This window comes from Rhizobium sp. SRDI969 (assembly GCF_025152725.1).
GTDB classification, from domain to species: domain Bacteria; phylum Pseudomonadota; class Alphaproteobacteria; order Rhizobiales; family Rhizobiaceae; genus Rhizobium; species Rhizobium leguminosarum_I.
The window spans coordinates 477,966-498,015 of the sequence record NZ_CP104037.1 but is presented as its reverse complement, the minus strand read 5'-3'; the positions used below and the strand labels follow the sequence as shown (position 1 = coordinate 498,015).

General features: G+C 61.5%; 24 protein-coding genes and 1 pseudogene. 8 read left to right on the top strand and 17 right to left on the bottom strand.

Going from position 1 to position 20,050, the window contains the following annotated elements; translation table 11 throughout:
* Positions 1-154: 154 nt before the first annotated feature.
* The 4 genes from N2A41_RS29480 to ubiT are packed head-to-tail and all read right to left on the bottom strand — an operon-like array spanning position 155 to position 2,941.
* A complete protein-coding gene (locus tag N2A41_RS29480) occupies positions 155-559 on the bottom strand; it encodes a hypothetical protein (RefSeq protein ID WP_260059862.1) in 405 nt (134 codons plus the stop codon).
* A gap of 14 nt (positions 560-573) precedes the next feature.
* A complete protein-coding gene (gene ubiV / locus N2A41_RS29475; RefSeq protein ID WP_260111602.1) occupies positions 574-1,500 on the bottom strand; it encodes a ubiquinone anaerobic biosynthesis protein UbiV in 927 nt (308 codons plus the stop codon).
* 2 nt (positions 1,501-1,502) lie between these two features.
* On the bottom strand, positions 1,503-2,480 hold the full coding sequence (gene ubiU, locus N2A41_RS29470) for a ubiquinone anaerobic biosynthesis protein UbiU (protein ID WP_113546129.1): 978 nt from the start codon (positions 2,478-2,480) through the stop codon (positions 1,503-1,505).
* Positions 2,471-2,941 carry a ubiquinone anaerobic biosynthesis accessory factor UbiT gene (gene ubiT, locus N2A41_RS29465; protein ID WP_260059859.1) on the bottom strand — a complete coding sequence of 157 codons (471 nt, stop codon included), beginning with the start codon at positions 2,939-2,941 and terminating at the stop codon, positions 2,471-2,473. Before ubiT ends, ubiU begins: the two co-directional genes overlap by 10 nt.
* Positions 2,942-3,077: 136 nt before the next feature.
* Between ubiT and N2A41_RS29460 the strand changes: the two genes are divergently transcribed.
* Together N2A41_RS29460 and N2A41_RS29455 are read left to right on the top strand one after the other, a co-directional pair.
* Positions 3,078-4,580 (top strand): UbiD family decarboxylase, encoded by a 1,503-nt coding sequence (locus N2A41_RS29460; protein ID WP_260060245.1) that lies wholly within the window; start codon positions 3,078-3,080, stop codon positions 4,578-4,580.
* Complete coding sequence (locus tag N2A41_RS29455; protein WP_260059857.1) at positions 4,564-5,226, top strand: UbiX family flavin prenyltransferase; 663 nt, start codon at positions 4,564-4,566, stop codon at positions 5,224-5,226. Before N2A41_RS29460 ends, N2A41_RS29455 begins: the two co-directional genes overlap by 17 nt.
* Here N2A41_RS29455 and N2A41_RS29450 read toward each other — a convergent pair.
* Positions 5,158-5,835: an NnrU family protein gene (locus N2A41_RS29450; protein WP_260059856.1), complete on the bottom strand. Its 678-nt coding sequence runs from the start codon at positions 5,833-5,835 to the stop codon at positions 5,158-5,160. The two genes, N2A41_RS29455 and N2A41_RS29450, sit on opposite strands and share 69 nt — an antisense overlap.
* Before the next feature lie 359 nt (positions 5,836-6,194).
* Between N2A41_RS29450 and N2A41_RS29445 the strand changes: the two genes are divergently transcribed.
* The 4 genes from N2A41_RS29445 to N2A41_RS29430 are packed head-to-tail and all read left to right on the top strand — an operon-like array spanning position 6,195 to position 9,167.
* Positions 6,195-6,689: an iron transporter gene (locus N2A41_RS29445; RefSeq protein WP_260060244.1), complete on the top strand. Its 495-nt coding sequence runs from the start codon at positions 6,195-6,197 to the stop codon at positions 6,687-6,689.
* Positions 6,690-6,697: 8 nt separating this feature from the next.
* The gene (locus tag N2A41_RS29440) at positions 6,698-7,039 is read left to right on the top strand and encodes a cupredoxin domain-containing protein (RefSeq protein ID WP_260060243.1); all 342 of its coding nucleotides are present in this window, start codon (positions 6,698-6,700) and stop codon (positions 7,037-7,039) included.
* Entirely contained in the window at positions 7,036-7,887 is an 852-nt protein-coding gene (locus N2A41_RS29435) for an FTR1 family iron permease (RefSeq protein WP_260111601.1), read from the top strand. Before N2A41_RS29440 ends, N2A41_RS29435 begins: the two co-directional genes overlap by 4 nt.
* Positions 7,884-9,167, top strand: a complete 1,284-nt coding sequence (locus N2A41_RS29430; protein WP_260111600.1) for a 4Fe-4S binding protein — start codon at positions 7,884-7,886, stop codon at positions 9,165-9,167. The genes N2A41_RS29435 and N2A41_RS29430 overlap by 4 nt, the downstream gene beginning before the upstream one ends.
* A gap of 264 nt (positions 9,168-9,431) precedes the next feature.
* Here N2A41_RS29430 and N2A41_RS29425 read toward each other — a convergent pair whose 3' ends face one another.
* From N2A41_RS29425 to nirK, 6 genes and pseudogenes are all read right to left on the bottom strand, one after another.
* Positions 9,432-9,785, bottom strand: a complete 354-nt coding sequence (locus tag N2A41_RS29425) for a YbaN family protein (protein ID WP_260111599.1) — start codon at positions 9,783-9,785, stop codon at positions 9,432-9,434.
* 158 nt (positions 9,786-9,943) lie between these two features.
* Positions 9,944-10,123 (bottom strand): hypothetical protein, encoded by a 180-nt coding sequence (locus N2A41_RS29420; RefSeq protein WP_260059850.1) that lies wholly within the window; start codon positions 10,121-10,123, stop codon positions 9,944-9,946.
* 71 nt (positions 10,124-10,194) lie between these two features.
* A pseudogene (locus tag N2A41_RS29415) lies at positions 10,195-10,416 on the bottom strand (heavy metal translocating P-type ATPase); the annotation flags it as partial.
* A gap of 24 nt (positions 10,417-10,440) precedes the next feature.
* Complete coding sequence (locus tag N2A41_RS29410; RefSeq protein WP_260059849.1) at positions 10,441-11,136, bottom strand: Crp/Fnr family transcriptional regulator; 696 nt, start codon at positions 11,134-11,136, stop codon at positions 10,441-10,443.
* On the bottom strand, positions 11,126-12,088 hold the full coding sequence (locus tag N2A41_RS29405) for a formylglycine-generating enzyme family protein (protein ID WP_260111598.1): 963 nt from the start codon (positions 12,086-12,088) through the stop codon (positions 11,126-11,128). The genes N2A41_RS29410 and N2A41_RS29405 overlap by 11 nt, the downstream gene beginning before the upstream one ends.
* Before the next feature lie 81 nt (positions 12,089-12,169).
* The gene (gene nirK / locus N2A41_RS29400) at positions 12,170-13,318 is read right to left on the bottom strand and encodes a copper-containing nitrite reductase (RefSeq protein ID WP_260059846.1); all 1,149 of its coding nucleotides are present in this window, start codon (positions 13,316-13,318) and stop codon (positions 12,170-12,172) included.
* 202 nt (positions 13,319-13,520) lie between these two features.
* Here nirK and N2A41_RS29395 point away from each other — a divergent pair, with 202 nt between their 5' ends.
* A complete protein-coding gene (locus tag N2A41_RS29395; protein ID WP_260111597.1) occupies positions 13,521-14,735 on the top strand; it encodes an NnrS family protein in 1,215 nt (404 codons plus the stop codon).
* Positions 14,736-15,262: 527 nt separating this feature from the next.
* Here the strand turns inward: N2A41_RS29395 and N2A41_RS29390 are convergent.
* The 5 genes from N2A41_RS29390 to N2A41_RS29370 are packed head-to-tail and all read right to left on the bottom strand — an operon-like array spanning position 15,263 to position 18,076.
* Positions 15,263-15,601, bottom strand: a complete 339-nt coding sequence (locus N2A41_RS29390; RefSeq protein ID WP_260111819.1) for a DUF6522 family protein — start codon at positions 15,599-15,601, stop codon at positions 15,263-15,265.
* Between the two features lie 16 nt (positions 15,602-15,617).
* Positions 15,618-15,920, bottom strand: a complete 303-nt coding sequence (locus N2A41_RS29385) for a metal-sulfur cluster assembly factor (protein WP_260059844.1) — start codon at positions 15,918-15,920, stop codon at positions 15,618-15,620.
* Entirely contained in the window at positions 15,907-16,419 is a 513-nt protein-coding gene (locus N2A41_RS29380; protein ID WP_260111596.1) for a DUF2249 domain-containing protein, read from the bottom strand. The genes N2A41_RS29385 and N2A41_RS29380 overlap by 14 nt, the downstream gene beginning before the upstream one ends.
* Positions 16,403-17,776 carry a hypothetical protein gene (locus tag N2A41_RS29375; RefSeq protein ID WP_260111595.1) on the bottom strand — a complete coding sequence of 458 codons (1,374 nt, stop codon included), beginning with the start codon at positions 17,774-17,776 and terminating at the stop codon, positions 16,403-16,405. The genes N2A41_RS29380 and N2A41_RS29375 overlap by 17 nt, the downstream gene beginning before the upstream one ends.
* 15 nt (positions 17,777-17,791) lie before the next feature.
* Positions 17,792-18,076 carry a DUF2249 domain-containing protein gene (locus tag N2A41_RS29370; RefSeq protein WP_260059840.1) on the bottom strand — a complete coding sequence of 95 codons (285 nt, stop codon included), beginning with the start codon at positions 18,074-18,076 and terminating at the stop codon, positions 17,792-17,794.
* A 221-nt stretch (positions 18,077-18,297) separates the two neighbouring features.
* On the opposite strand from N2A41_RS29370, the gene hemN reads away from it, so the two are divergent.
* Positions 18,298-19,650: an oxygen-independent coproporphyrinogen III oxidase gene (gene hemN / locus N2A41_RS29365; protein WP_260111594.1), complete on the top strand. Its 1,353-nt coding sequence runs from the start codon at positions 18,298-18,300 to the stop codon at positions 19,648-19,650.
* A 40-nt stretch (positions 19,651-19,690) separates the two neighbouring features.
* Here hemN and N2A41_RS29360 read toward each other — a convergent pair whose 3' ends face one another.
* A complete protein-coding gene (locus N2A41_RS29360) occupies positions 19,691-19,993 on the bottom strand; it encodes a DUF6894 family protein (RefSeq protein ID WP_260059837.1) in 303 nt (100 codons plus the stop codon).
* Between the last annotated feature and the right edge of the window lie 57 nt (positions 19,994-20,050).

Here is a 20,050-nt window from a genome sequence, read left to right as displayed (position 1 = left end):
CCGTCTTCGACTGAACCGGCACGATGTGCGAATGTCTGGAAAGGGCTTGTGTCGTACAGGTACGCTTCAAGAGTGGCTTGCACCTCTCCGCCGGCCGCGCCGATTGTGCCTAGGAATTCCAACACGTCCACGTGCCTCTGGAGGCTGCGATCGATCATGGCAGAGGTCCCGCCGTTTCCGAGGGCTCGGGCGCGCAACCTGAACCTCGGACGTCTTCGCGGTTGAACACGAACGCTCTAAGGAGTTGCGATCCGAGACGCGCTTGCTGTCCGATGTCTTCGAAGATCATTGCGGCTTCGCCGATCTCCGATATGTCGGTCGCCGGGCCGAACTGATCCAGCTCCCTAAGGAGCTCGAGCAGCGTCTCCAACTTGCCCCGCTGACGGATGGCGGCGATGAATAGTTCTTGAGCGACCGCTGCCCGCTGCCGGGGCACGAGATGCACCAGAACTTCCCCGACGACAGCCGCGCACCCACAATCGAAATCCTGGTTTTTTGCGAATGCCTTGATCTGCCGCAGAGCAAGGAGCGCTCTTCGATCTGCGGAGCCGCCAGGCATCTCGTCTCGTCTCGTCATCGGTCCGGTCCCTGTGAGTTTCGGAGCCGAGCGACCCATTCGGCGCCGGCCAATCCGTGGTGAAAGCCATTGGAAAGCGCTGCGCCTGGATAGGCTTGCAGCAATCGAGCCCTTGCTTCGAGGGACGAAATTGCACCGTCCGCCAGAGCTCTGAACAGCCGCGACACGGCGGTCATGTCGCATGCCTGTGGTGAGAGTCGGAGCGATGCCACGCCCAGAGATCGGGTTTCGGCCGGTTCTTCAAACAGAGCCTGACAGGAATGGGAGACCGTCTGCACCCCGTTCAGCGCGAGAAAGGACTGCCCGGAGAGGGTGTTGACGGGAAGGCCGTCGGGATCCTCCTGGCAGACGAACTGACAGTTGTCCTTAGTCCTTCCCTTTGATCGAGCGTGCGCGCAGCGTGCCGAAATCGCGAGCGGCACCCGGCCGAAAGCGAATAGTTCGAAGGCGACGTCTGGGCAGGATCCCGCGATCTCGGCAATCGACGCCGCCGGAAGCTCCGGCGGAAGGCAGACGCTGGTAGCGCCGTTTCTCGCAAGAATCCTCGCCGTCGCGCCATTGTATACGTTCACGAAGGGCCCTACGGCATGCGTCCGGCCCTTCAACAAATGGAGAGCCGAGAGGTCGTTCGCTTCGACAAGATGCGTGTCGGCGTTCGCAAAGGCTCGCTGGTACTTTACCTCTCGATCGATGGTGACTAGCGCCAGGGTCGAAAGCCGCACCTGCTTGCCCGCGGCTTCGAGCCGCTCGACCACCGCCGCAAACTCGCCTTCCATGAAATGAAGCCGCTTGGAGCAGACTGTTTCGCCGAGAACGACGACGTCGACGGGAGATTGGTCCGCAATCTCGAAATAGAAGTCTCGCCAGCGGTCGGTCGGCCACAGGTAGAGGAGCGGTCCCAAGGTCAGTTTCAGCGGCGTCATCGCTATCTCCACCGCTTTTCATATGCGCCATGCGTGGTCTGCTGTCCTTCGCTCAGCGACCTGAGGCGCGCCATCAGGGGCGCGCGCTCATGGGGCGCCGCATCGAGCGCTCTGCGGAGGGTGGAGACGACTTCCGAAATGTAAGCCTTGCCACGCTGGCGGCCCTCTATCTTGAGAGCCTTCACTCCCGCTGCGCGGAGTTCGTCGAGCTGATCCATGACGTCGAGCGAAACCGGATCTTCGAAGGCGTAGCCCTTGCTGTCGCCGATTTCGAAGCGTCCCTTGCACAGCGTTGGATAACCCGCCGGTTCGTTTGCTGAAAAACGATTGATCGTGAAACCGCCCAGATCGGACACCATGTCCGTTCCGGACTGGTGGTATCGGACGTGGCTCGCCGGCGAGCATACGCCGTTCATGTTCGGGGACTTGCCTGTCGCGTAGGAAGAAAGCGAGCACCGGCCTTCCGCCATTACGCAAAGGCCGCCGAACACGAAGACCTCCAGTTCGCAGGCGACGCGCCGGGCCAGCCGTGCGATGTCCTGGATAGTCAGGGTCCGCGGGAGCACGACGCGTGCTGCTCCGAAATTATCGACCAGATAGGACAGGGCGTCGGCATTGGAAGCCGAAGCCTGGACCGATATGTGCAGGCGCTGGGTTGGATGTTGTTCGGCCACGTGGGCCATCAGTCCGAAGTCAGCGACGATCAGCGCGTCGGCGCCCGACTCCGTCGCGTCCCTCGCTCTTCGATACCACAGCTCTTCTTTGCCTGCTGTCATGAAGGTGTTAAGCGCGACGAACGTCTTCACGTGCCGCGCGTGTGCATAGGCGACGGCCTCTTGGAGCTCCACCCGGTCGAAGTTCAGGCCTGGAAAATTGCGGGCGTTCGTCTCGTCCCGAAACCCGCAATAGACGGCATCGGCGCCAGCGTCGACCGCCTCGCGAAAAGATGCCGGGGTTCCGGCAGGGCAGATTAGTTCCATGACAGCCCCTGTCGCTTGAGTGCTTCGGTTCTGATTATCTCGAAGGCGCGGGTCACCGATCGGGCCATCGGCCCAGCGAACCGGGCAGCGGTCTTCACCAGATCGATTTCGTTGTCGTCGAGTGCATTTCGCAGGGCGAGCACCGCCTCCATGTCCCCGGACACCAGGAGCCTTCTCGCGAAGAAGACGGCGTCGCCGTCGACCCTCCCTTCGGCCAGTGCAAGCATGAGAACCAGAGGACCCGTTATCGTGGCATCCGCAGCGATTGGGCTGCCATTTCGGAATGTTCTCAGCGTTCGTTCGGCGGGGCGGATCGAAAAGGCGAATGAAAAGTCGGAGGGGATGAAGGCGAACCGAGTGCGGTCGTGGTCTCCCAGACGGTCGAACAGCTTTGGGTGGATTTTTAGAACCTGCTGGAGAAGCAAGTCGGCGACGCGGGCGGCAATCGGCAACGGCACCATGTGTGCGGTCGCCATCAGGCGGGGTGGGACGAGCATTGAAGCCTCTCGAATGAATGAGGCATCCTAGTTTTTCCCGAGGTGATCCTGTTTGATCTTCGACAAAGACAGAAGAGGTTTGTTGGTCGATTGCAATTCAATGCTAGATCGCATCACCAAAAGACATTCGGACCTGCAGAGCTTTCTCGACGACCTCGAGAGGCGCAGTCTGCTCGTGTCCGTGGACGAACCGGTATCACTGGTTCATGAGATAACCGCCCTGCATCAACAGGTGCTGCACGAGGGCGGTCCCGCCCTCCGCTTCACGCGTGCCGTGAGGGCGGACGGTCGGACCTGTCCGATCAACGTGATCGCGAACCTATTCGGCACGAGGGAGCGCATCGAACTGGGCTTCGGTCTTGGACCAGGCGGAATTTCGCATCTTGCCGAGGAACTTGCGGAGTTGCAGCGCCCACGGCCGCCGAAGTCGCTGGCCGACGCGTGGAGCAAGGTGTCTCTGTTGAAGGCCGCCGCGGCGATGCGTCCCCGGTACTGCGGCAAGGCGCCGTCGCAGGAAGTCGTGCTCGAGGGTGACGACGTCGACCTCGGCCGCTTGCCGATACAATGGTGCTGGCCCGGCGAACCGGCGCCGCTCGTCACCTGGCCGCTGGTCATTACATGCAGTCCGGACGACCCAGACGATGTCAACGTCGGAATCTATCGAATGCAGGTGCGTGCCAGGAACTCGCTGATCGTCCGCTGGCTCGCCCATCGTGGTGGCGCGAAGCACTTCAGAGAGTGGCAGCGAAAGGGCTTGGACATGCCGGTGGCGGTCGTGATCGGCGCCGACCCGGCGACGATCCTCTCTAGCGTGATGCCCCTCCCTGAAGGCATGAGTGAACTGAGCTTCGCGGGTCTGCTTCGGGGAACACGGACGCAGGTGACCAAAGGCCGGACGGTGCCCCTGTTCGTGCCCTCGAACGCGGAGATCATCCTCGAGGGCTACGTATCGAAGGACGAGACTGCCCAGGAAGGACCCTATGGTGACCATACGGGCTATTACAACTCGGTCGAATCTTTTCCCGTGGTGAACTTGTCCGCGCTCACCACCAGACGATCGCCTGTCTACCTTACGACCTATACCGGCCGGCCGCCGGACGAGCCTTCGGTCCTCGGAGAGGCGATGACCGAGCTGTTCGTGCCGATGGCGAAACGCCATTTTCCCGAAATCAGGGACCTTTGGCTTCCTCCTGAAGCCTGTTCTTACCGCACGGCAGTCGTCGCGATCGACAAGCGATACCCCGGTCAGGCCCGTCGCGTAATGATGGGGCTGTGGTCGATGCTCCCCCAGTTCAACTACACGAAGCTCATCATCGTCGTCGACGCCGATGTGTCGGTGCGTCGCTGGGAGGACGTGGTCTGGGCGATTTCCACGCGTTTCGATGCGGCGCGCGATCTCGTCGTGCTTGAAAACACACCAATCGACTACCTCGACTTTGCGTCTCCAAAGGCTGGACTGGGCACGAAGATGGGACTGGATGCCACCAACAAGATCGGCGTTGAGACAGAGCGGGAATGGGGACGGGAACTTCGCATGCCGGATGAGATGACAAAACGCGCGGGCGAAATCTGGGAAAGGATCCGATGTGGACTCGCACGTTGATCGTCACGACGTGGTGGTAGGAGTGAGCGGCGCGTCGGGTGCGGCGCTTGGCGTCGTCGTTCTGGAACGACTGACCACCTTGGGTGTCAGAGTGCATCTCGTCGTAACAGCCGGCGGACGGCGCACGCTGGCGCACGAGCTCGGCCCCGAGGCTCACGGCAGGATGCTTCTCAAGGCGTACCGATACTACGACCACAAGGACGTCGGTGCGGCGATCGCAAGCGGTTCCTTTCCGGTCTCCGGCATGATCGTCGCGCCTTGTTCCATGAAGACGCTTGCAGGAATTGCGACGGGCTTGTCGGAGAACCTCCTCACGCGCGCCGCCGACGTCCAACTCAAGGAGCGCCGCCGCCTGGTGCTTATGACCCGAGAAACGCCGCTGCACCTCGGGCATCTTCGCAATATGGTCTCCGTCACCGAGATGGGGGCCATCGTCATGCCGCCGGTGCCTGCCTTCTACCACCTGCCTCAGTCTCTCCAGGAGGCCGTTGACCACTTGGCCTGCCGTGCCATCGACCTCTTGGGCCTGCATATCCCACATCAGTCGCGGCCGTGGACGGGAGAGGTACCCTTTCGATCAGCCGAAGACGGCGATCGGGTCGGCTCCGAAGAGCGTCGCATGACCGCCTCCCAGGAGCCAGCATGAAATTCCGGCCGTAAGCGCGGCGGCGAGAAGCATGGGCAGGTCCAACGTGAGGCGCCATCGCGAGGGACGGCGCGCGAGTGGAACGATCGAGGTGCCTTCCGACAACGCCTGCCACCGACCGCCGAGGCGTCGGCGCGCCCGTTTCTCAGCCATGGGAATGGCCGCGAGAGCGAAGAGCGCGAATCCTCCGAACAGCAGGAGCGACCGGAGGTCCCCGTTCGCGACGATATGTCCGGACGCCCAGATGGCGAAGCCCCAGAGTACCGGGTGTCTCGTCACCTGCACAACGGCTCCGCGTCTTTCCGAGGACCTCATTGCGATCGAAAGCGGGTTTTCACTAAACACGCCCGCTAGCACCAGGAAACCTCCCAGCGGTGCAAGGACGAAGGTTACCGCCGCGTGCCAAGGCTGTAGATCCCAAAGCGGAACGTAGTCGAGAGCTAACGCGGCTGAAAACAGCCAGATGAGCGCCGCTGTCGATACAACCGAGTAGCTGATCAGATAGACTGGTTTACCTACCTGTGAAATGACGCCAGCCCGCACCGCTGGGATCGCGGGGACGGAATGGAGAAGCAGGAAGACTGCAAATGCAGCAACGAACGAAATCATGGCGGCCTCCTGTGAACTTCTATAGCAGATCCGACTTCCGCTAAATTTGATCGTGATCAACCACGACCTCGCCGCGTTCCACTAGGCGGCATTTGATGTTTGGCCGGCCGTTGGAATCGAAGCCAAAATCCGAACCAGATGCCGATGGGGGCTTTAAGTTCTTACCGTCGGCATTGGCAATTGAAGACAGGCCAGATCTGGCTGAGCATTGCTGGATAGGCCCGACGTCGCAGTCTTTGCGCCAGCGCAAAGAGCGCAGCCTTCTGCCCGACTAAAGATGATGGCATTTGTCATCTTTAAAGGCTCCTATCGTGCTCCGCATCCGTTCCCTTTGCTTCGCTCCCATCGTCCTCGCCGCGATGCCGCTCGTCCTCAATGCCGCTGAATTTCCCATTGGCGCACCTCAGGTTGCCGGTGGGATGGAAGTGGCCGCGGTGTACCTGCAGCCAATCGAGATGGATCCTCCCGGAATGATGCAGCCCGCCTCGGAGTCCGACGTCCATCTGGAAGCCGACATCCACGCCACGGGCGACAACGCGAATGGATTTGCGGAGGGGGATTGGGTCCCCAATCTTCACGTCGAATATAAGGTCAAGAACCTCGACAACGGTGGGGAAGCGGCCGGCGCTCTCGAGGCGATGGTGGCCAGCGACGGCCCGCACTACGGAGACAACGTCAAACTTTCGGGTCCGGGTCGCTACGCGGTCGAGCTGACCATTCATCCGGGAGGGCATGGCATGATGTCGTTCGGTCGGCACGTCGACAAGGAAACCGGCGTCGCCGAGTGGCCGGAGGCATTCAGTCTCAACTACCAGTTCGTGTTCGCGGGGGTTGGAAAGAAGGGCGGCTACTGATGAGGGTGATGAGACCTTCGACCGTCCTGACTCTGGCGCTTGCGGCCGCTCTTGTCGGGCTGCCTCCTGCGGCCGCTGGGGACGAGGACCCGGTCTTCGACGTTCATTTCAGCAACGGCGTGATTTCGCCCGCGGTCATCGAGGTGCCTGCGAACAAGCGATTCAAGCTGGAACTTCATAACGACGGTTCCACGCCGATCGAGTTCGAGAGCATCCCGCTCCGGAAGGAAAAAGTGCTTGCTCCGGGAGCTTCAAGCTTTCTCGTCTTCAGGTCTTTGCGGGAGGGCGACTACGCCTTCTTCGACGACTTCCACCTCGACATGCCACCAGCCAGACTGACTGTGCGATGACAGCGGACGTTCTCCTCCAATCCTTCAGGATCGCTTCCGTCGTGTGGAGGGAATCCTTCGAGGCGCTGGTGATCGTCGGGATACTTCTTGCGTGGACGATAAACGAGGGTGTGGCCGTCCGGCGGCGAGCAATCAGGTCCATCGCTGGTGGCGCGGTGGCCGGAGTCATGATCGCTGTCGGACTGGCATTCCTCATGAGCGGTGCCGCCGGTTTCCTCGATGGCGACGGCGAAGACATCCTTCAATTCGCACTCGCCGCGACAGCCTCCATCCTGATGCTTCGCATGGTGTTCTGGATGCAGCGAGCTGTGCGCGGCTCGTCCAAGGGAATGAGATCGCAAGCCGCCGGCCTTGGAAAAGCTCGGAGCTGGACCGCATTGGGCCTGCTCTCTGCAGTCGCCGTGGCGAGAGAAGGCGCCGAGACCGTCGTCTTCCTCTACGGGATGCTCTCGGGCTCGGGCGGGAGCGCGACGCTCGTGGCGGGTTCCGGCGCGCTCGGGCTCGCGGCGGCGTGCCTGACCTTCCTGTGCTTTAGATCCGGCGCGTCGGCATTCTCTAAAAGAGCGGTATCAATCACGAGCCAGGTGCTGCTTCTGATCCTCGGAAGCGGACTGATGATGACTGCCGTGGACAGAGCGATCTCGCTTGGGATCGTGCCGATGCTGACGTCGTCGCTTTGGGATACGGGCTGGATACTGGACGAATCGGCGGGGGCCGGGGCGTTTTTATCAGCACTGACGGGCTATCGCTCGAGGCCCGAGCTACTCCCGCTGCTCGCACTGGGATTCTACTGGATAACAGCGTCACTGGCCTACGCACCGGCGGTCGGGGACAAGGCTCACGCATGAACGCAGTCCGGACAGTTGCGCGCAGTTTCGCCGGTGGCTTGGGCGACGTCCTTCTCGCTCATCAGGCCCTTATCCGCCGGGCGCAATGGGTCATGATCATGGTTTACCTGTCGTTCCTCGTCATTCCGCTGCTGCTTCCGCTACCGGGCAGCAGCGACTACATCTGGAACAATCTGTCGCGGTTCGTGCAGTTCGTGTTCTGGGGGGTCTGGTGGCCCTTCGTGATTCTGGGGACGGCGCTAGTCGGCAGATTTTGGTGCGGGCTTCTTTGCCCCGAAGGTGCGCTGTCGGAGTTCGCGAGCGAGCGAGGTGCCGGTCGAGCCATTCCGAGCTGGATGAAATGGTCCGGCTGGCCTGTCGTGGCATTCGTTACGACCACGATCTATGGGCAGCTCACGAGCGTCTACCAGTACCCCAAGCCCGCCGCACTGCTGCTGGGAGGATCAACGCTCGCGGCGATGGTCGTCGGAGCCCGGTATGGCAAGGCGAAGCGCGTATGGTGCAGGCTTCTGTGCCCGGTGAGCGGGGTCTTCGGGGTCGTTTCGAAAATCGCGCCGCTGCATTTTCGAGTGTACCCCGAGTTTTGGAAACGTTCGGCCGCAGTGGACGGCTCAGGTGTGAATTGCGCACCGCTCGTTCCAATCAAGACGATGCAGGGAAGTTCGGCCTGTCATATGTGCGGCCGCTGCAGTGGGCACCGGGGGGCGATACGGCTGGCGTGGCGCAAGCCGTCGTCGGATATCGTTTTCGGCTCGGGACGAATGGCGACCCGTTGGGACACGATCCTCATCGTTCCGGTGCTTCTAGGTCTGGTGCCGACGGCGCTTCATTGGACGGCTAGCGGCGTGTTCCAGTCTATCCGGCAATGGCTTGTCGAACTCTGCGTCGACAGGAGCTGGTCCTGGCCGCTCTCTCTGCGAATTCCCTGGTGGTTTCTCACCAACTACCCATCGGTCAACGACGTCATGAACTTCGTAGACGCGGTCTCGTTTCTAGTGCTCGCGTGCCTGGGTGCGCTCGCCGCCACCGTCGCGTTCGTGCTGCCTCTCGCCGCCGCCGCTGCGATCCTTCGTCGTCCGAGTCGGATCGTCCATCATCTGGCGCAGGCTTTCATTCCGCTCGCCAGCGTCGCTTTTCTGCGGCCTCCTTGCGCTGACCACGAGCCAGCTAGGCTCGGATGGCGTAGTTCTTCCCGGAGTCGATGCGAGCCGCGGAGCAGCAGTCGTTATTTGCGGCGTATGGTCGTCGGCGCTGTTTTTCAGGATTGGGGGCGTCTATAGCAAAGGAATCGCCCGCCGCATCCTCGCTACGGTACCGGCGGTCATAGCGACCGCCTTGTTCTGCGCGGCCTGGCTGGCTTCGTTCCTGTAGAAGACCATTCCACGATCAAGAGCTGCTCTTGCGGGCGGTTGCAAATTGGCGCGGCGACGACGGGAGGGGTCGAGACGCACTGCGGCCGCCGTCGCCGGGACTTTTTAATCTCGACGACAAATGGTCTTTCCGTAGCATCGTCATGGTTCTTTGCTGAGGGTCTTGCAGAAAAGTCACGCCGACGGACGGGTGATGATGAATGCGACACAGGCGCTCAGGATCGTAGCGACGACTGCTAGCGCCAAGGGGCCGGGATCAAACCAAATGAGAAGCAGGAAGCTGGTCGCGATGGTCAGCGCCGCCACAGCCTTCGCCCTTGATCTGATCGCCCCGCCCTCGCGCCATGCCGTTACCGAAGCGCCGAACCATCGATGATCCAGAAGCCAGGACTCGAACCTTGGCGAAGTGCGGGCGAATATACCCGCTGACAGCAGCAGAAATGGCGTCGTCGGAAGCAGAGGCAGGAAAATGCCGACGATTGCAGCAGCGACGGAGGCCCAGGCGATCATCATCATCAGCGTACGCATCTTCATCTCCAGGACTTTCAATGACTATAGACTTGGAGAGCATTCCCTTCTTTGACATCCCTCAAAGACGGATTTGCGCGGACATCTAATATGCTCTCCATCAACTGCACGAAATGGAGAGTGCGATGCTGCCGAGGTTCGTTACCGCGTTTCTGAAATCATCCGGCGAGGCGGGCGTCGTAGTGATGGAACATGCAGGCGCCCATCGTGTGATCGTAGTCGATCGCGCCGCGCTCTGCGAGATGGCCAACCCGCCTCGGGCCGACGAGACCCGACTTCAGCAGAGCGTCGGCGCGATCTGCGAAATAGCGACTTCGAAAATCCTGAGCGACGGACAATCCCCTCATTCGCGACTAAGCGTCTCTGCCGCCGACGTCACCGCTTGGAAGCTGGAACGGTCGAACTTGCACTAGAAGCTGGGCGCCGACGCCCCCTCGCCGAAGATGACGGCCACGTCGATTGCCTCCTGAAGCAATGCGCCGCCGACCGATGGAAGGTATCCCGCTCCCGCGAATTCCGTCGCGCGGAGCGAGAAACCTGTGCTGGTATAGATGCTTTGAAGCGCTATCTTGCGCGAACGACGCGCGATGCCGATCGCCGTCGCTATCTTGGTGAGGTCGTCTACGGCGAGATCAAGCAGCGCAGGCACGCGCGGCTATTGCCGCTCGCCATCGGCCAGTCGCAGTAGGCGAGGTGGGTCCGTCAACGTCAGTTTCTGACGCCCGCCCTCGACAATTCCCTTGGATTCCCACGCGCTCAGTATGCGGGACACCGTATGTAGCGTGGTGCCCGTCATCTCGGCTATGTCTTGACGCGATATCGGGAAGTCGATGCGTATGCCCTCCTCGACGGCCCGTCCAGCCTGTTTCGAGAGGCGAAGTACGGCATGTGCGACCCGCTTCTCGACTTCCTCCGTCGACATCTCCCGTATGCGTGTGTGGGCCTCCTCGAGGCGCTGTCCAATCGTTTGCATCGCGGTCATTGCCAAGCGGGGGTTCTGCTCGACGAAGCATGACCACATCTCGGTCGGCCACCCGATGATGAGGCTTTCAGCCGCAGCCCGCGCTGTACCGGGATAGTCGGTGCGACGGAGGGCCATTGCGAAGCCGAAAAGGTCGCCTGGGTGCACCATGCGGACGATGATCTGCTGACCGTCAAGAGTGACCTGCGTGACCTTCAGCCTCCCATGAATAAGGAGGAAGAAAGACTTCGCATGCCCACCCTGCTCGAATACAGCGTCGCCCTGAGCGACCCGGCGCGGTGCCGCATGTTCCAGCATTGAATCCAGGTCCGGATCCGTCATGCGTTCAAACAATGACAGCGACTTCAGAACTGCGCGGTCAACCTTCATTGCTGCTCGTCTCCGTGTACGCCTTCGTGGACCGGGCGATAATGTCGGTCGCGGTTCTTCGGGCGAAGTCCGAGACGCTTTCCATCAGCGTCATGTGGCGGACGAGCCGAAATCCTAGATTGTCCGGCGGCGCCCCCACCGAACATCCGCCGCCCTTTGGGTTGCGAATGAAACTGCTCATCGGGGCGCGGTGCTTGCCGGAAGCGATGAAGATGCCGCAGTCGGAACCTGACCGTTTTTCGTCCACCATTCCTTGATCAAGATCAATTCGCTTGTTGCATGTCGACGTCCACTCCCAGATGTTGCCGCCAAAATCGACAAGCCCGGTGCTGCTGACGCCGAAGGTGCCTTTTGGCTGTGGGCGCGGGTCCACGGACGCGGCTCTCCGCGCCTCCCGCTCGTAGTCGGCAAGCCAGCGCACGGCCGGATTCTTCTCGTCCTCATCGACGCCAAGGGCGTCGTCGGGAAAACGGTCGGCGGCGGCGTAGGCGAGTTCGAAGTCCGTGGGCAGCGTCCACGCCTGCCCGGTCCGTTTCGAAAGCCACGCCGCGTATCGCACGGCGTCTTCGTAGCTGACGCCGGTCAGCGGCATATCGGGCGCCACGGCGTCTTCCGGTTCGTCGGCCGGGACGCAGACGCCGTCGTCGACGCATCGCCTGTACTCGCCACGGGTCGTCTGAAACTTCATAATCTGGAGACGTGTCCGGACGTCGACGTCCTTGCGGGGCGCGTCGACCGCCCGACCGTTGCGAAAGTACTCGGCCGAATCGCGATAGGCGAACGTTCGGCTCTCGATGAAGACAGATTGGGGAGACGGGAGAGCGGGGAGAGCGAGGTCGACATCGTGGAACGGGACCAGCCCCGACGCGACCGCGACCGCACCGGACAGGACCGCAAGCAGGGCAAGGGGAATGGCTATGGATATCGCCGAAACCTCGTCTTTCCCGGTCATAACTTATATCGCTGGTTGCGCCTCTTTGTGAACGGATGGAGCGCGGGTCCTCTCAGCCCCGCGCCCCCTCGCTTCAGACCGTCAACTGCCCGACGGAGCTCTGACCGAAGTCATGAGATCGTCGTCCCATTCGCCGGTGACCTTGAAGTGTGCCGCCGCACCCAGCTCGAAGGCTTCGATGAGGTTATGGTTCACATAAGCGTAGATGCCCGGCTGGACGAACGTATAGACGGCAGCGCCGGCGGTTCCGCCAGGTATGAACCAGGTCTCCTGGTCGACGTCCGGCACGTTGGCGAACTTGCCGGTGGCCCATACGTACTCGCCATGACCGCCGATCAGGTGCGGACGCGTGTCGCGGTTTGCCTGCGAGTGGACGATCAGCACCGTCTCGCCTACTTTCGCGGTCATAGCGTTGTCGCCCGTCAGAGCACCGACGGCACCGTTGAAGACGATGTGCGTCGGGGTCAGGGTCCTCATGACGGCGATCGTGTCCTCATAGGCCTCGCCGGGGCTGTCGTATTTCTTGAACTTGCCGTTCTCGTCCTTCGGAATGTAGAAGTCCTGCTCGCCGACGTAGTAGACCTTGTCGTAAACTACTGGCTTTCCGTGGCCGTCTGTGAGGCCTTCGCGCGGAAGCACCATGATCGCACCGTTCATGCCCGAAGTGACGTGCCACGGCACCATGCCGGGAGGTGCGCAGTGGTAGACGAAGACGCCGGCCTTCGTGGCCTTGAAGCGCAGCACCGTGCTTTCGCCGGGATTGACGATCGTCAGCGCGCCTCCGCCTAACGCACCGGTGGCGGCGTGGAAGTCGATGTTGTGCTGCATCGTGTTGGTATCGGGATTGACGAGGGTCAGCTCGACGTAGTCGTCCTGGTGAACGACCAGGAGTGGGCCGGGAACCGATCCGTCGAACGTCATCGCGTTGACTTCGGTGCCGTCCTTGTCCAACACCATCTTCTGTTCCTTAATGGTGAGGGTGAATTCCTTGATCCTAGGTCCGCCCTTCGCCTGCTGATCGTGGGCGTGGACGAACGGAGGCTTCACAAGTTCGACCTTCTCGCGCGGAAGCTTCGAGAGGTCGACTTTCTTCCCGCTATTCTTGGCGCCGGGCGCTACGTGCTCGTCGGCGTGGGCGGGAACGCTTGCAACCAGAATGGGGGTCAGCGCCCCTGCGACGGCTGCGCCCGTCAGCATCGTGCGTCTTGTCATCTGCAGAGTATTAGTCATGCCCCAATCTCCATTAGTCGAAGAGCGGACGAACACCGCCCGGTTTCGAGGAGGAGAGTAGTAGAACCGGCACGGGACTCTTTGATTTGGAGCAAACTTCCTGTTTGCTGCACCGCAAAGTGACCGAGACTCTATTTGCGTAATCTCAACGACCTGCTCTTCGATGTCAGGCATTGCTGCGTGACAACTGGAGACAATGATCATGCAGAAGACCATGGACGCCGAACCGCGGGCTCCTCGCGGCATGTCGCGCGACGGCCTCGTCCTCTTTTCCTACGGGTTCCGTCCCTTCTTCCTAGCTGCCGCCTTATGGGCGATCCTGAGCATGCTGCTATGGACGAGCTTTCTGACCATGGACCTGCCGGTCGCCACCCAATACGGGACGCTTTACTGGCACGCACATGAAATGCTCTTCGGATTCGCTCCGGCGATCCTGACGGGCTTTCTTCTCACGGCCATTCCAAACTGGACGGGTAGACTGCCGATCGCCGGACGTCGGCTCATAGCTTTGTTTTCACTGTGGTGCGCGGGCCGGATCGCCATGCTTGTCAGCGGCTCGGTTGGCGTCATGGCCGCGGCGCTCGTCGACGGCCTCTTTCTGCCGGCCATGCTCGTGATTTGCACTCGGGAGGTCGTGGCCGGGAGAAAGTGGAAGGATCTGAAGGTCGTTGCCGGGCTCCTTGTCCTGTCCGTGGCCAATGCCTGCTTCCAGCTTCAGGTCGTGCAGCGGGAAAGCCCCGAGCTGCCGATCCGCCTTGGTCTCGGCGCCTACGTACTGCTCGTGACGATCGTGGGCGGTCGTATCCTTCCAAGCTTCACGCGAAACTGGATCAACCAGTTCGGTCGCACTGACTTCCCAGTGCCCTACAACCGCTTCGACGCGGCGACCATCACTATAGGAGCCGCCTCACTGGGTGTCTGGTCCATCGGGCCAGAATCCTTCCTGAGCGGTCTGCTTGGGCTGGCTGCCACCATGCTCAACCTCATCAGGCTCGTGCGCTGGCGTGGATGGACGACGTGGCCGGAGCCCATTGTATTCGTGCTCCACGCAGCCTTCGCCTTCGTTCCGCTTGGATTCGCGGCCATCGCGCTACAGGCCATAGGGCTTCCGGAACTCGCCGTCCTGCACGTCTTCGCGATCGGTTCTATCTCGCTGATGATGCTCGCTGTTATGACCCGTGCGAGCCGCGGCCACACAGGCAGAAAGCTGACGTCCGCACCTGTCACCAATATTTCCTACGTGGTGCTTGGCGCCGTTGCGCTCGTGCGACCTGCTGCCGAGCTTCTACCGGAATACAGCGCTCCGGTCTTGCTCGTGGCCGCGGCGGGCTGGATCGCGGCCTTTTCCCTCTTCATCGTGGAGCATGCGTCGATGCTGTGCACCGGCAGGAAGCCGTTGACCGTCCGAGGGAAGTAATTCCAGCGCGGCATGCACCGACGGTGTTTGCGGCGCGTCGCTCGGGAAGCACATAAACATGCAAGAGAGCGTTTCCCAGGGGCCCAGCCGCTGATCCAAAAGTGGATGCAAAGCCGCGGTCGCCTTTGGGCGCGCCTGGGCTTGGCGGACGATTTCGATGAGCGTGTGGAGAAGTCGGCGTCTTCAAGTTCTTCCCTGAAGTCTGGCAGGAGCAGTCTCCGAGCTGTTCCGCGGCGAGAAGGCAGGACCATCCGGTCCGCTGCCGCGGAGTATCAGGCAGTCGAAGGTTGCTCCTATACGTCGTGGATTGGCCATGAGCCTGCCAGCAGCCTAAGCGGTGCTTAGTGCCAGATCCGAAGCGGTGGCGATGGAATTGTATACGCCAAGGAGGCTGTTCGCGTCTCTCCGGTGAACGCCGGCTTCATCCTCGACCAGCGGAGAGCCGCCGGAATGGTGGTCGCGGGAATGAACTGGCCGCCGCAACGCGGATTGTTGTGCCGCCCGTGTTGTCCGACTTCGACATCCGCTCAGAACCTCCATCCTTCCCTGAATAGCGACCGTGTAAATGCGTTGGCGCTAGCCGTCAGGATCGCCTGGATCCTGCAGCAAGATGGGCGGGTGCATGCGCCATGCGCTCGCTCACCACAGCGCCGTCGGAAGCGATCACCGCGCCATGTGCGGTTTCCGATGCGGACGGTCAGCCGGGTTCGTCCAGCGTCCTCACCCTCGCCCCGCTCCACCAAGCTGCGGACGAGGCCCAGCTTCATGTGACGTCGAAGGGCGTCGGGCGAGATGGCGAACCGGCGGGCCAGAAAAGCGGCGTCGATCGTCAGCTCCCCAATGTCAATCTGTTCTGCGCAGTCCATGCCGCGTTCAACCTTTTTAATCATCGAGCGAAAAACGCTGCGCCATCTCCGGCGTCCATGCCGGCTCGTAGACCAGATCGACCTGCGCCCGCCGCACGCCGGCGAGATGCTCTACGCGGACCTTGACCGCGTCGGCAAGAAACCCCGACGCTGGACAGAAGCGCGTCGTCGTCGTCATCTTGACGTTCACCATGCCGTCCGTCGCAACAAGAACTTCGTAGATCAGTCCGAGATCCACGATATTCGTGCCAACCTCCGGGTCCTCGATGTCCCGCAGGGCAGCAAGCACGTCCTCAGGCGTGAGTTCATGTTCTGGCACAGGCGGAATCCGATGGTGTCGCGCGGATCATGATACGATAGACCTTGCCGGTTTCATCGAAGTTCCCGACCCATTCGTGGCCGCGTTCCTTCAGCTCGTTGAAGAGGAAGACTGGTTCGCGGTTCAGAAGTGCGAACATCACCTCGCCGCCCTCCATCATCTCCAGCCTTGCAAGGATCCGCTCCATCGGCTCCGGCGGCGGGAGATCCGTGAGGTCGAGGTTCCAGACCGGCTCCGGCCAGAGAGCCTCCTGTTCGGCCTTCTCCTGCGTCGGAGCGGGAACGAAATCGATTTCCCAGTCGTCGTCGGCGAGACGTCGCGCGATATGTTCGAAACCGCGATCCGCGAGCTGCCGCATCAGCGGCTTTGGCTCGAAGATCGCATGAAGCCTCACGCCTTCGCCCGGCTGAAGGCTGGCGAAGGTGTCCATGATCAGTTGAAAGGGCATCCCGCCATCGCGCAGGATCTGTCGTACGTCTAGTTCACGAAGCTGAACCATTGGCATCACCTCTATGGTTGCCGGCGAAGAAGAAAGCCGGGTGTTTGAAGGGAGATTTCTTGGCGTCCGCGTCGACGCCGGCCAGAGCTCGCGACAGGGCCAGCTCGGCCGCGAGCGCGGCCGTCGAAAAGGTCTGCGCGAAGGCGGCGATCCTGAAGACGTCGTCAAGTCCGAGGAAAATGGCGCCGGACGCGACGATCACCGCGCAGTAGAAGACGCTGAACCAGACGGACGAGCGGGCGCCGTTCACCAGATCCGCCAGCTTCGGGGTGGGCCGGCGCCCGAGAAGCGGACCGAACGCTTCGATCCAGGTCAGGAAGGGAACTATCTTGAGAAGCTGCGCCAGGCCCAGACCGGTCAACCAACCGAACACGAAGAGATAGCCCAGCGCCGTGAGCGTTGTCGGACCGGCATGGAGTGCGACGGCGGCGGGAAGAAGTGCTGCGGATGCGCCGAACATGACGAAGGCCGGGAGAGACCAGTATGTGTTCGGTTCCAGCTTCCTGCGCCGGCGGCCCCGGTAGGCCCTCGCCAGTTCGGCAAGGTACGCGGCAGCGGCCACCGGGAGCGCCAGCGTCGCCAGCAGTGCCGATGCGCCGGCGACGGCCTCGTCGAAGGCGAGAGATGCCGCAGCGGCCATGAGCAGGCCGGCGACGGCGAGGCAACTGTGACGGAGCGTATCCGACGGCTTCATGTCGTCTGACAGCAGAAACATGGGCAGCAGCTTGTAGCTTACGCCGATCGCGCCGAAAGTCATCCAGCCGACAAGTCCGAGTCCTGCGTGTAGCGGCGCGGCGGCGACGACATACGAGACGAGCGGAAAGGCGTCGGCGACGCCGGAGACGACGACCGCGAAGAATGCCCCTAGTGCGACGGTAGCGACAAGGCTGGCGATGCCGAGAAGGACGAATCGCGACGCCTCGTGCGCATGCCGTCCCCGCCAGAACAGTGAGAAAAGAGCCGCCGCGATCGTAAGGAACGAGACGGCCAGCGTTGCGGCGGCGGCGCACATGACCGGACCCACCAGCGCCGAACCGACGCTCGTCAGTCCGAAGCCCGACAGGAGCAGGACCAGGCCCACGACCATTCCACAGAGGACGACCAGCCCAAGGCTGCCTTTCGGAAGTTCGAGACCTGTCAGAACCGGGCCGAACTGCAGGAGTGCACCTATCATCAGCAGGGCAAGCCAACCGATGGTGGTCGAGTGCACGATGATGAGCGAACGAGGATCGGCGACGTCCAGCGACGGCGACCAGCCTCCAGCCGCCAGCAGGACCTCCGCAAACAGCAGAAAGAAGAGCGACGCTGCGAAATAGGACATCGTCCAGCGCGATAGGCTCGTCCCCGTAGGGATCATCGTGCTTCTCCGTTCCTAGTGGCTTCCGCAGCAGCAGTCGCAGCCCGAGTCGAGCCTGGTGATTTCCACGCGCCAGACTTCAGGCCCTTGCTCCAGATATTCCCAGGAGAACTTGCCGGGCAGCGCGGTTTCGAGCTGGTACTGGAGAGGGCGCGGCTCGTGATCGCTCGTGATGTGCAGCACGCCGCCCGGCGTCAGCGTGTGAAGCGTTCCGAAAATCTTCGGATGACGTTCGCCGGGATGCAGGGTCCGCACATCGATGTGCGAGACTTCGCTTGTTTGAGTTTGCGCCTCAGACATGTGATTCGAATTCCTTTCGATCGCCGCTTTCTGTCTATGATGGAGCGGCGGCTCGCCCCGATCGGTTCTGAAGATACGCGACAGATGCGCAGCGAACATTGACAGCGAGCAAACACCAGGAAGGTTTCAGACAATCTGCGATCGCGTTCATTGACTTATGACAAGGAAAGTCTCCCTGCCGACGGTCATAAGGGGGCACGATCAAATCCAGAGACAAGAAGATGTCGAACGCACTTGTGGCCAAATACGGCGAAGCTCGCCTTCCACGTTACACGAGCTATCCGACCGCCCCCGCATTCGCAGCCGCGGTCGGTCCCGACGATTATGCGCTAGCTCTTCGGAGCGCTGGAAAGGGCGAGCCGGCGTCCTTGTACCTGCACGTCCCCTTCTGCCGGTCGATGTGCTGGTATTGCGGCTGTCACACCACAATCACCAAGCAAGACGCGCCGATCCTCGACTACCTCGACGTCATGAGCAGGGAGATCGAACTCGTCGCTAAAGCCGCCGATGATAGCATTCCCGTCAAGAACCTTCACTTCGGTGGCGGAACACCGACGATCATGAAGCCGCACGAATTCGCGGCGTTGATGAAGACGCTGAAGACCTGGTTCGCGTTCGAACAAGACGCCAGCGTGGCGGTCGAGATCGACCCCAGAACCCTCGACAGCGAAATGATCGCCGCGCTTGGCGAGAATGGCGTGGATCGAGCAAGTCTCGGCGTGCAAAGCTTCGACCCGGTCGTTCAAAAGGCCATCAACCGGATACAGACGTTCAACGAGACCAAGGCTGCGGTCGCAGGATTGCGGGCCCACGGCGTCAAGAGCACGAACTTCGATCTTATCTACGGTCTTCCTTATCAGACGGTCGATTCCTGCGTCGAGACGGTGCAGATGGCCATCGAACTTCGTCCGGAAAGGTTCGCAGTCTTCGGCTATGCTCACGTTCCCGCATTTAAGAAGCATCAGCGGCTCATCGACGAGGCGGCACTTGCAGGCGCGGCCGAGCGCAACGAACAGGCCGAGGCGATAGCTGAAGAACTCGTTGCAGCCGGATATGTCCGCATCGGTCTCGACCATTTCGCGCTTCCGGAGGACGAACTGGCCATCGCGTCCGTGGGAGGTAGGCTGCACAGGAACTTCCAGGGCTACACCACGGACGACTGCGAGACCCTGATCGGACTTGGCGCGTCGTCGATCGGGCGCCTTGCCTCCGGCTACTATCAGAATCACGTCGCGATCGGTCGATACGCCGAGATGGTGTCGTCCGGCGTCCTTCCGACGGCGAAAGGATACCTTCTGACGAATGAGGACAAGCTGCGCGCCAGGGCCATCGAACGGTTGATGTGCGATTTCGAGGTCGATCTCGCTCGCCTCAGCCACGAGGCGGGGTACGAAGAGGGATTTCTCCTGGAGCGAAACGAACGCCTCGCGGACCTTATCGGCGACGGCGTGGCGACCATAGCCGATGGTCGCGTCACGGTGGCCAAGGACTCGCGCTTCATGGTTCGCGCAGTAGCGGCCGCGTTCGACGCCTACTTTGGTGCGCTCGGCAGGACGCATAGCAAAGCTGCGTGATTAGCGTATCCGACGCACTAGGGAAGTGTCCGACGAATATTCAATAATCAATCGGCACGATCGCGACGAGTTTCCCGTCCTCGGACGTGATTTCGAATTGCTGCGGGTGTCGCAAGCAGCCCGCGTCGGGACGGATCTGCAAGCCGCCTACCAGGGCGGCGGAAATAGCGGCCTCGATGTCCGGGAGAACGCAGCCGCTGTAATCGCGGATCAGATCCTGTTCAGATCGGATGTTGAAGAAGAAGCGGCCGCAGCATGTGGTCGACATTGGAGAACCGATCTCAAAAAGACGGAAGAAGCCGTCGGCGAATGAACCATTAGGGTTCTCCAAAGTTCCTCGCATTGATCTGGATCACCGGGTATTCGTCACCAACGGTTGAAACGCGAGTTTCACGATCCT

Bases quoted from the DNA above. Each gene is read 5' to 3' on its own strand.
- N2A41_RS29430 (WP_260111600.1), top strand. From the start codon at position 7,884: ATGAACGCAGTCCGGACAGTTGCGCGCAGTTTCGCCGGTGGCTTGGGC.
- ubiT (WP_260059859.1), bottom strand. From the start codon at position 2,941: ATGGTGCCGTTGCCGATTGCCGCCCGCGTCGCCGACTTGCTTCTCCAG.
- N2A41_RS29460 (WP_260060245.1), top strand. From the start codon at position 3,078: ATGCTAGATCGCATCACCAAAAGACATTCGGACCTGCAGAGCTTTCTC.
- hemN (WP_260111594.1), top strand. From the start codon at position 18,298: ATGTCGAACGCACTTGTGGCCAAATACGGCGAAGCTCGCCTTCCACGT.
- N2A41_RS29390 (WP_260111819.1), bottom strand. From the start codon at position 15,601: ATGGACTGCGCAGAACAGATTGACATTGGGGAGCTGACGATCGACGCC.
- N2A41_RS29395 (WP_260111597.1), top strand. From the start codon at position 13,521: ATGCAGAAGACCATGGACGCCGAACCGCGGGCTCCTCGCGGCATGTCG.
- N2A41_RS29360 (WP_260059837.1), bottom strand. From the start codon at position 19,993: ATGCGAGGAACTTTGGAGAACCCTAATGGTTCATTCGCCGACGGCTTC.
- ubiV (WP_260111602.1), bottom strand. From the start codon at position 1,500: ATGACGCCGCTGAAACTGACCTTGGGACCGCTCCTCTACCTGTGGCCG.
- N2A41_RS29480 (WP_260059862.1), bottom strand. From the start codon at position 559: ATGCCTGGCGGCTCCGCAGATCGAAGAGCGCTCCTTGCTCTGCGGCAG.
- nirK (WP_260059846.1), bottom strand. From the start codon at position 13,318: ATGACTAATACTCTGCAGATGACAAGACGCACGATGCTGACGGGCGCA.
- N2A41_RS29405 (WP_260111598.1), bottom strand. From the start codon at position 12,088: ATGACCGGGAAAGACGAGGTTTCGGCGATATCCATAGCCATTCCCCTT.
- N2A41_RS29375 (WP_260111595.1), bottom strand. From the start codon at position 17,776: ATGATCCCTACGGGGACGAGCCTATCGCGCTGGACGATGTCCTATTTC.
- N2A41_RS29380 (WP_260111596.1), bottom strand. From the start codon at position 16,419: ATGGTTCAGCTTCGTGAACTAGACGTACGACAGATCCTGCGCGATGGC.
- N2A41_RS29425 (WP_260111599.1), bottom strand. From the start codon at position 9,785: ATGCGTACGCTGATGATGATGATCGCCTGGGCCTCCGTCGCTGCTGCA.
- N2A41_RS29370 (WP_260059840.1), bottom strand. From the start codon at position 18,076: ATGTCTGAGGCGCAAACTCAAACAAGCGAAGTCTCGCACATCGATGTG.
- N2A41_RS29410 (WP_260059849.1), bottom strand. From the start codon at position 11,136: ATGAAGGTTGACCGCGCAGTTCTGAAGTCGCTGTCATTGTTTGAACGC.
- N2A41_RS29435 (WP_260111601.1), top strand. From the start codon at position 7,036: ATGACAGCGGACGTTCTCCTCCAATCCTTCAGGATCGCTTCCGTCGTG.
- ubiU (WP_113546129.1), bottom strand. From the start codon at position 2,480: ATGGAACTAATCTGCCCTGCCGGAACCCCGGCATCTTTTCGCGAGGCG.
- N2A41_RS29440 (WP_260060243.1), top strand. From the start codon at position 6,698: ATGAGACCTTCGACCGTCCTGACTCTGGCGCTTGCGGCCGCTCTTGTC.
- N2A41_RS29445 (WP_260060244.1), top strand. From the start codon at position 6,195: ATGCCGCTCGTCCTCAATGCCGCTGAATTTCCCATTGGCGCACCTCAG.
- N2A41_RS29450 (WP_260059856.1), bottom strand. From the start codon at position 5,835: ATGATTTCGTTCGTTGCTGCATTTGCAGTCTTCCTGCTTCTCCATTCC.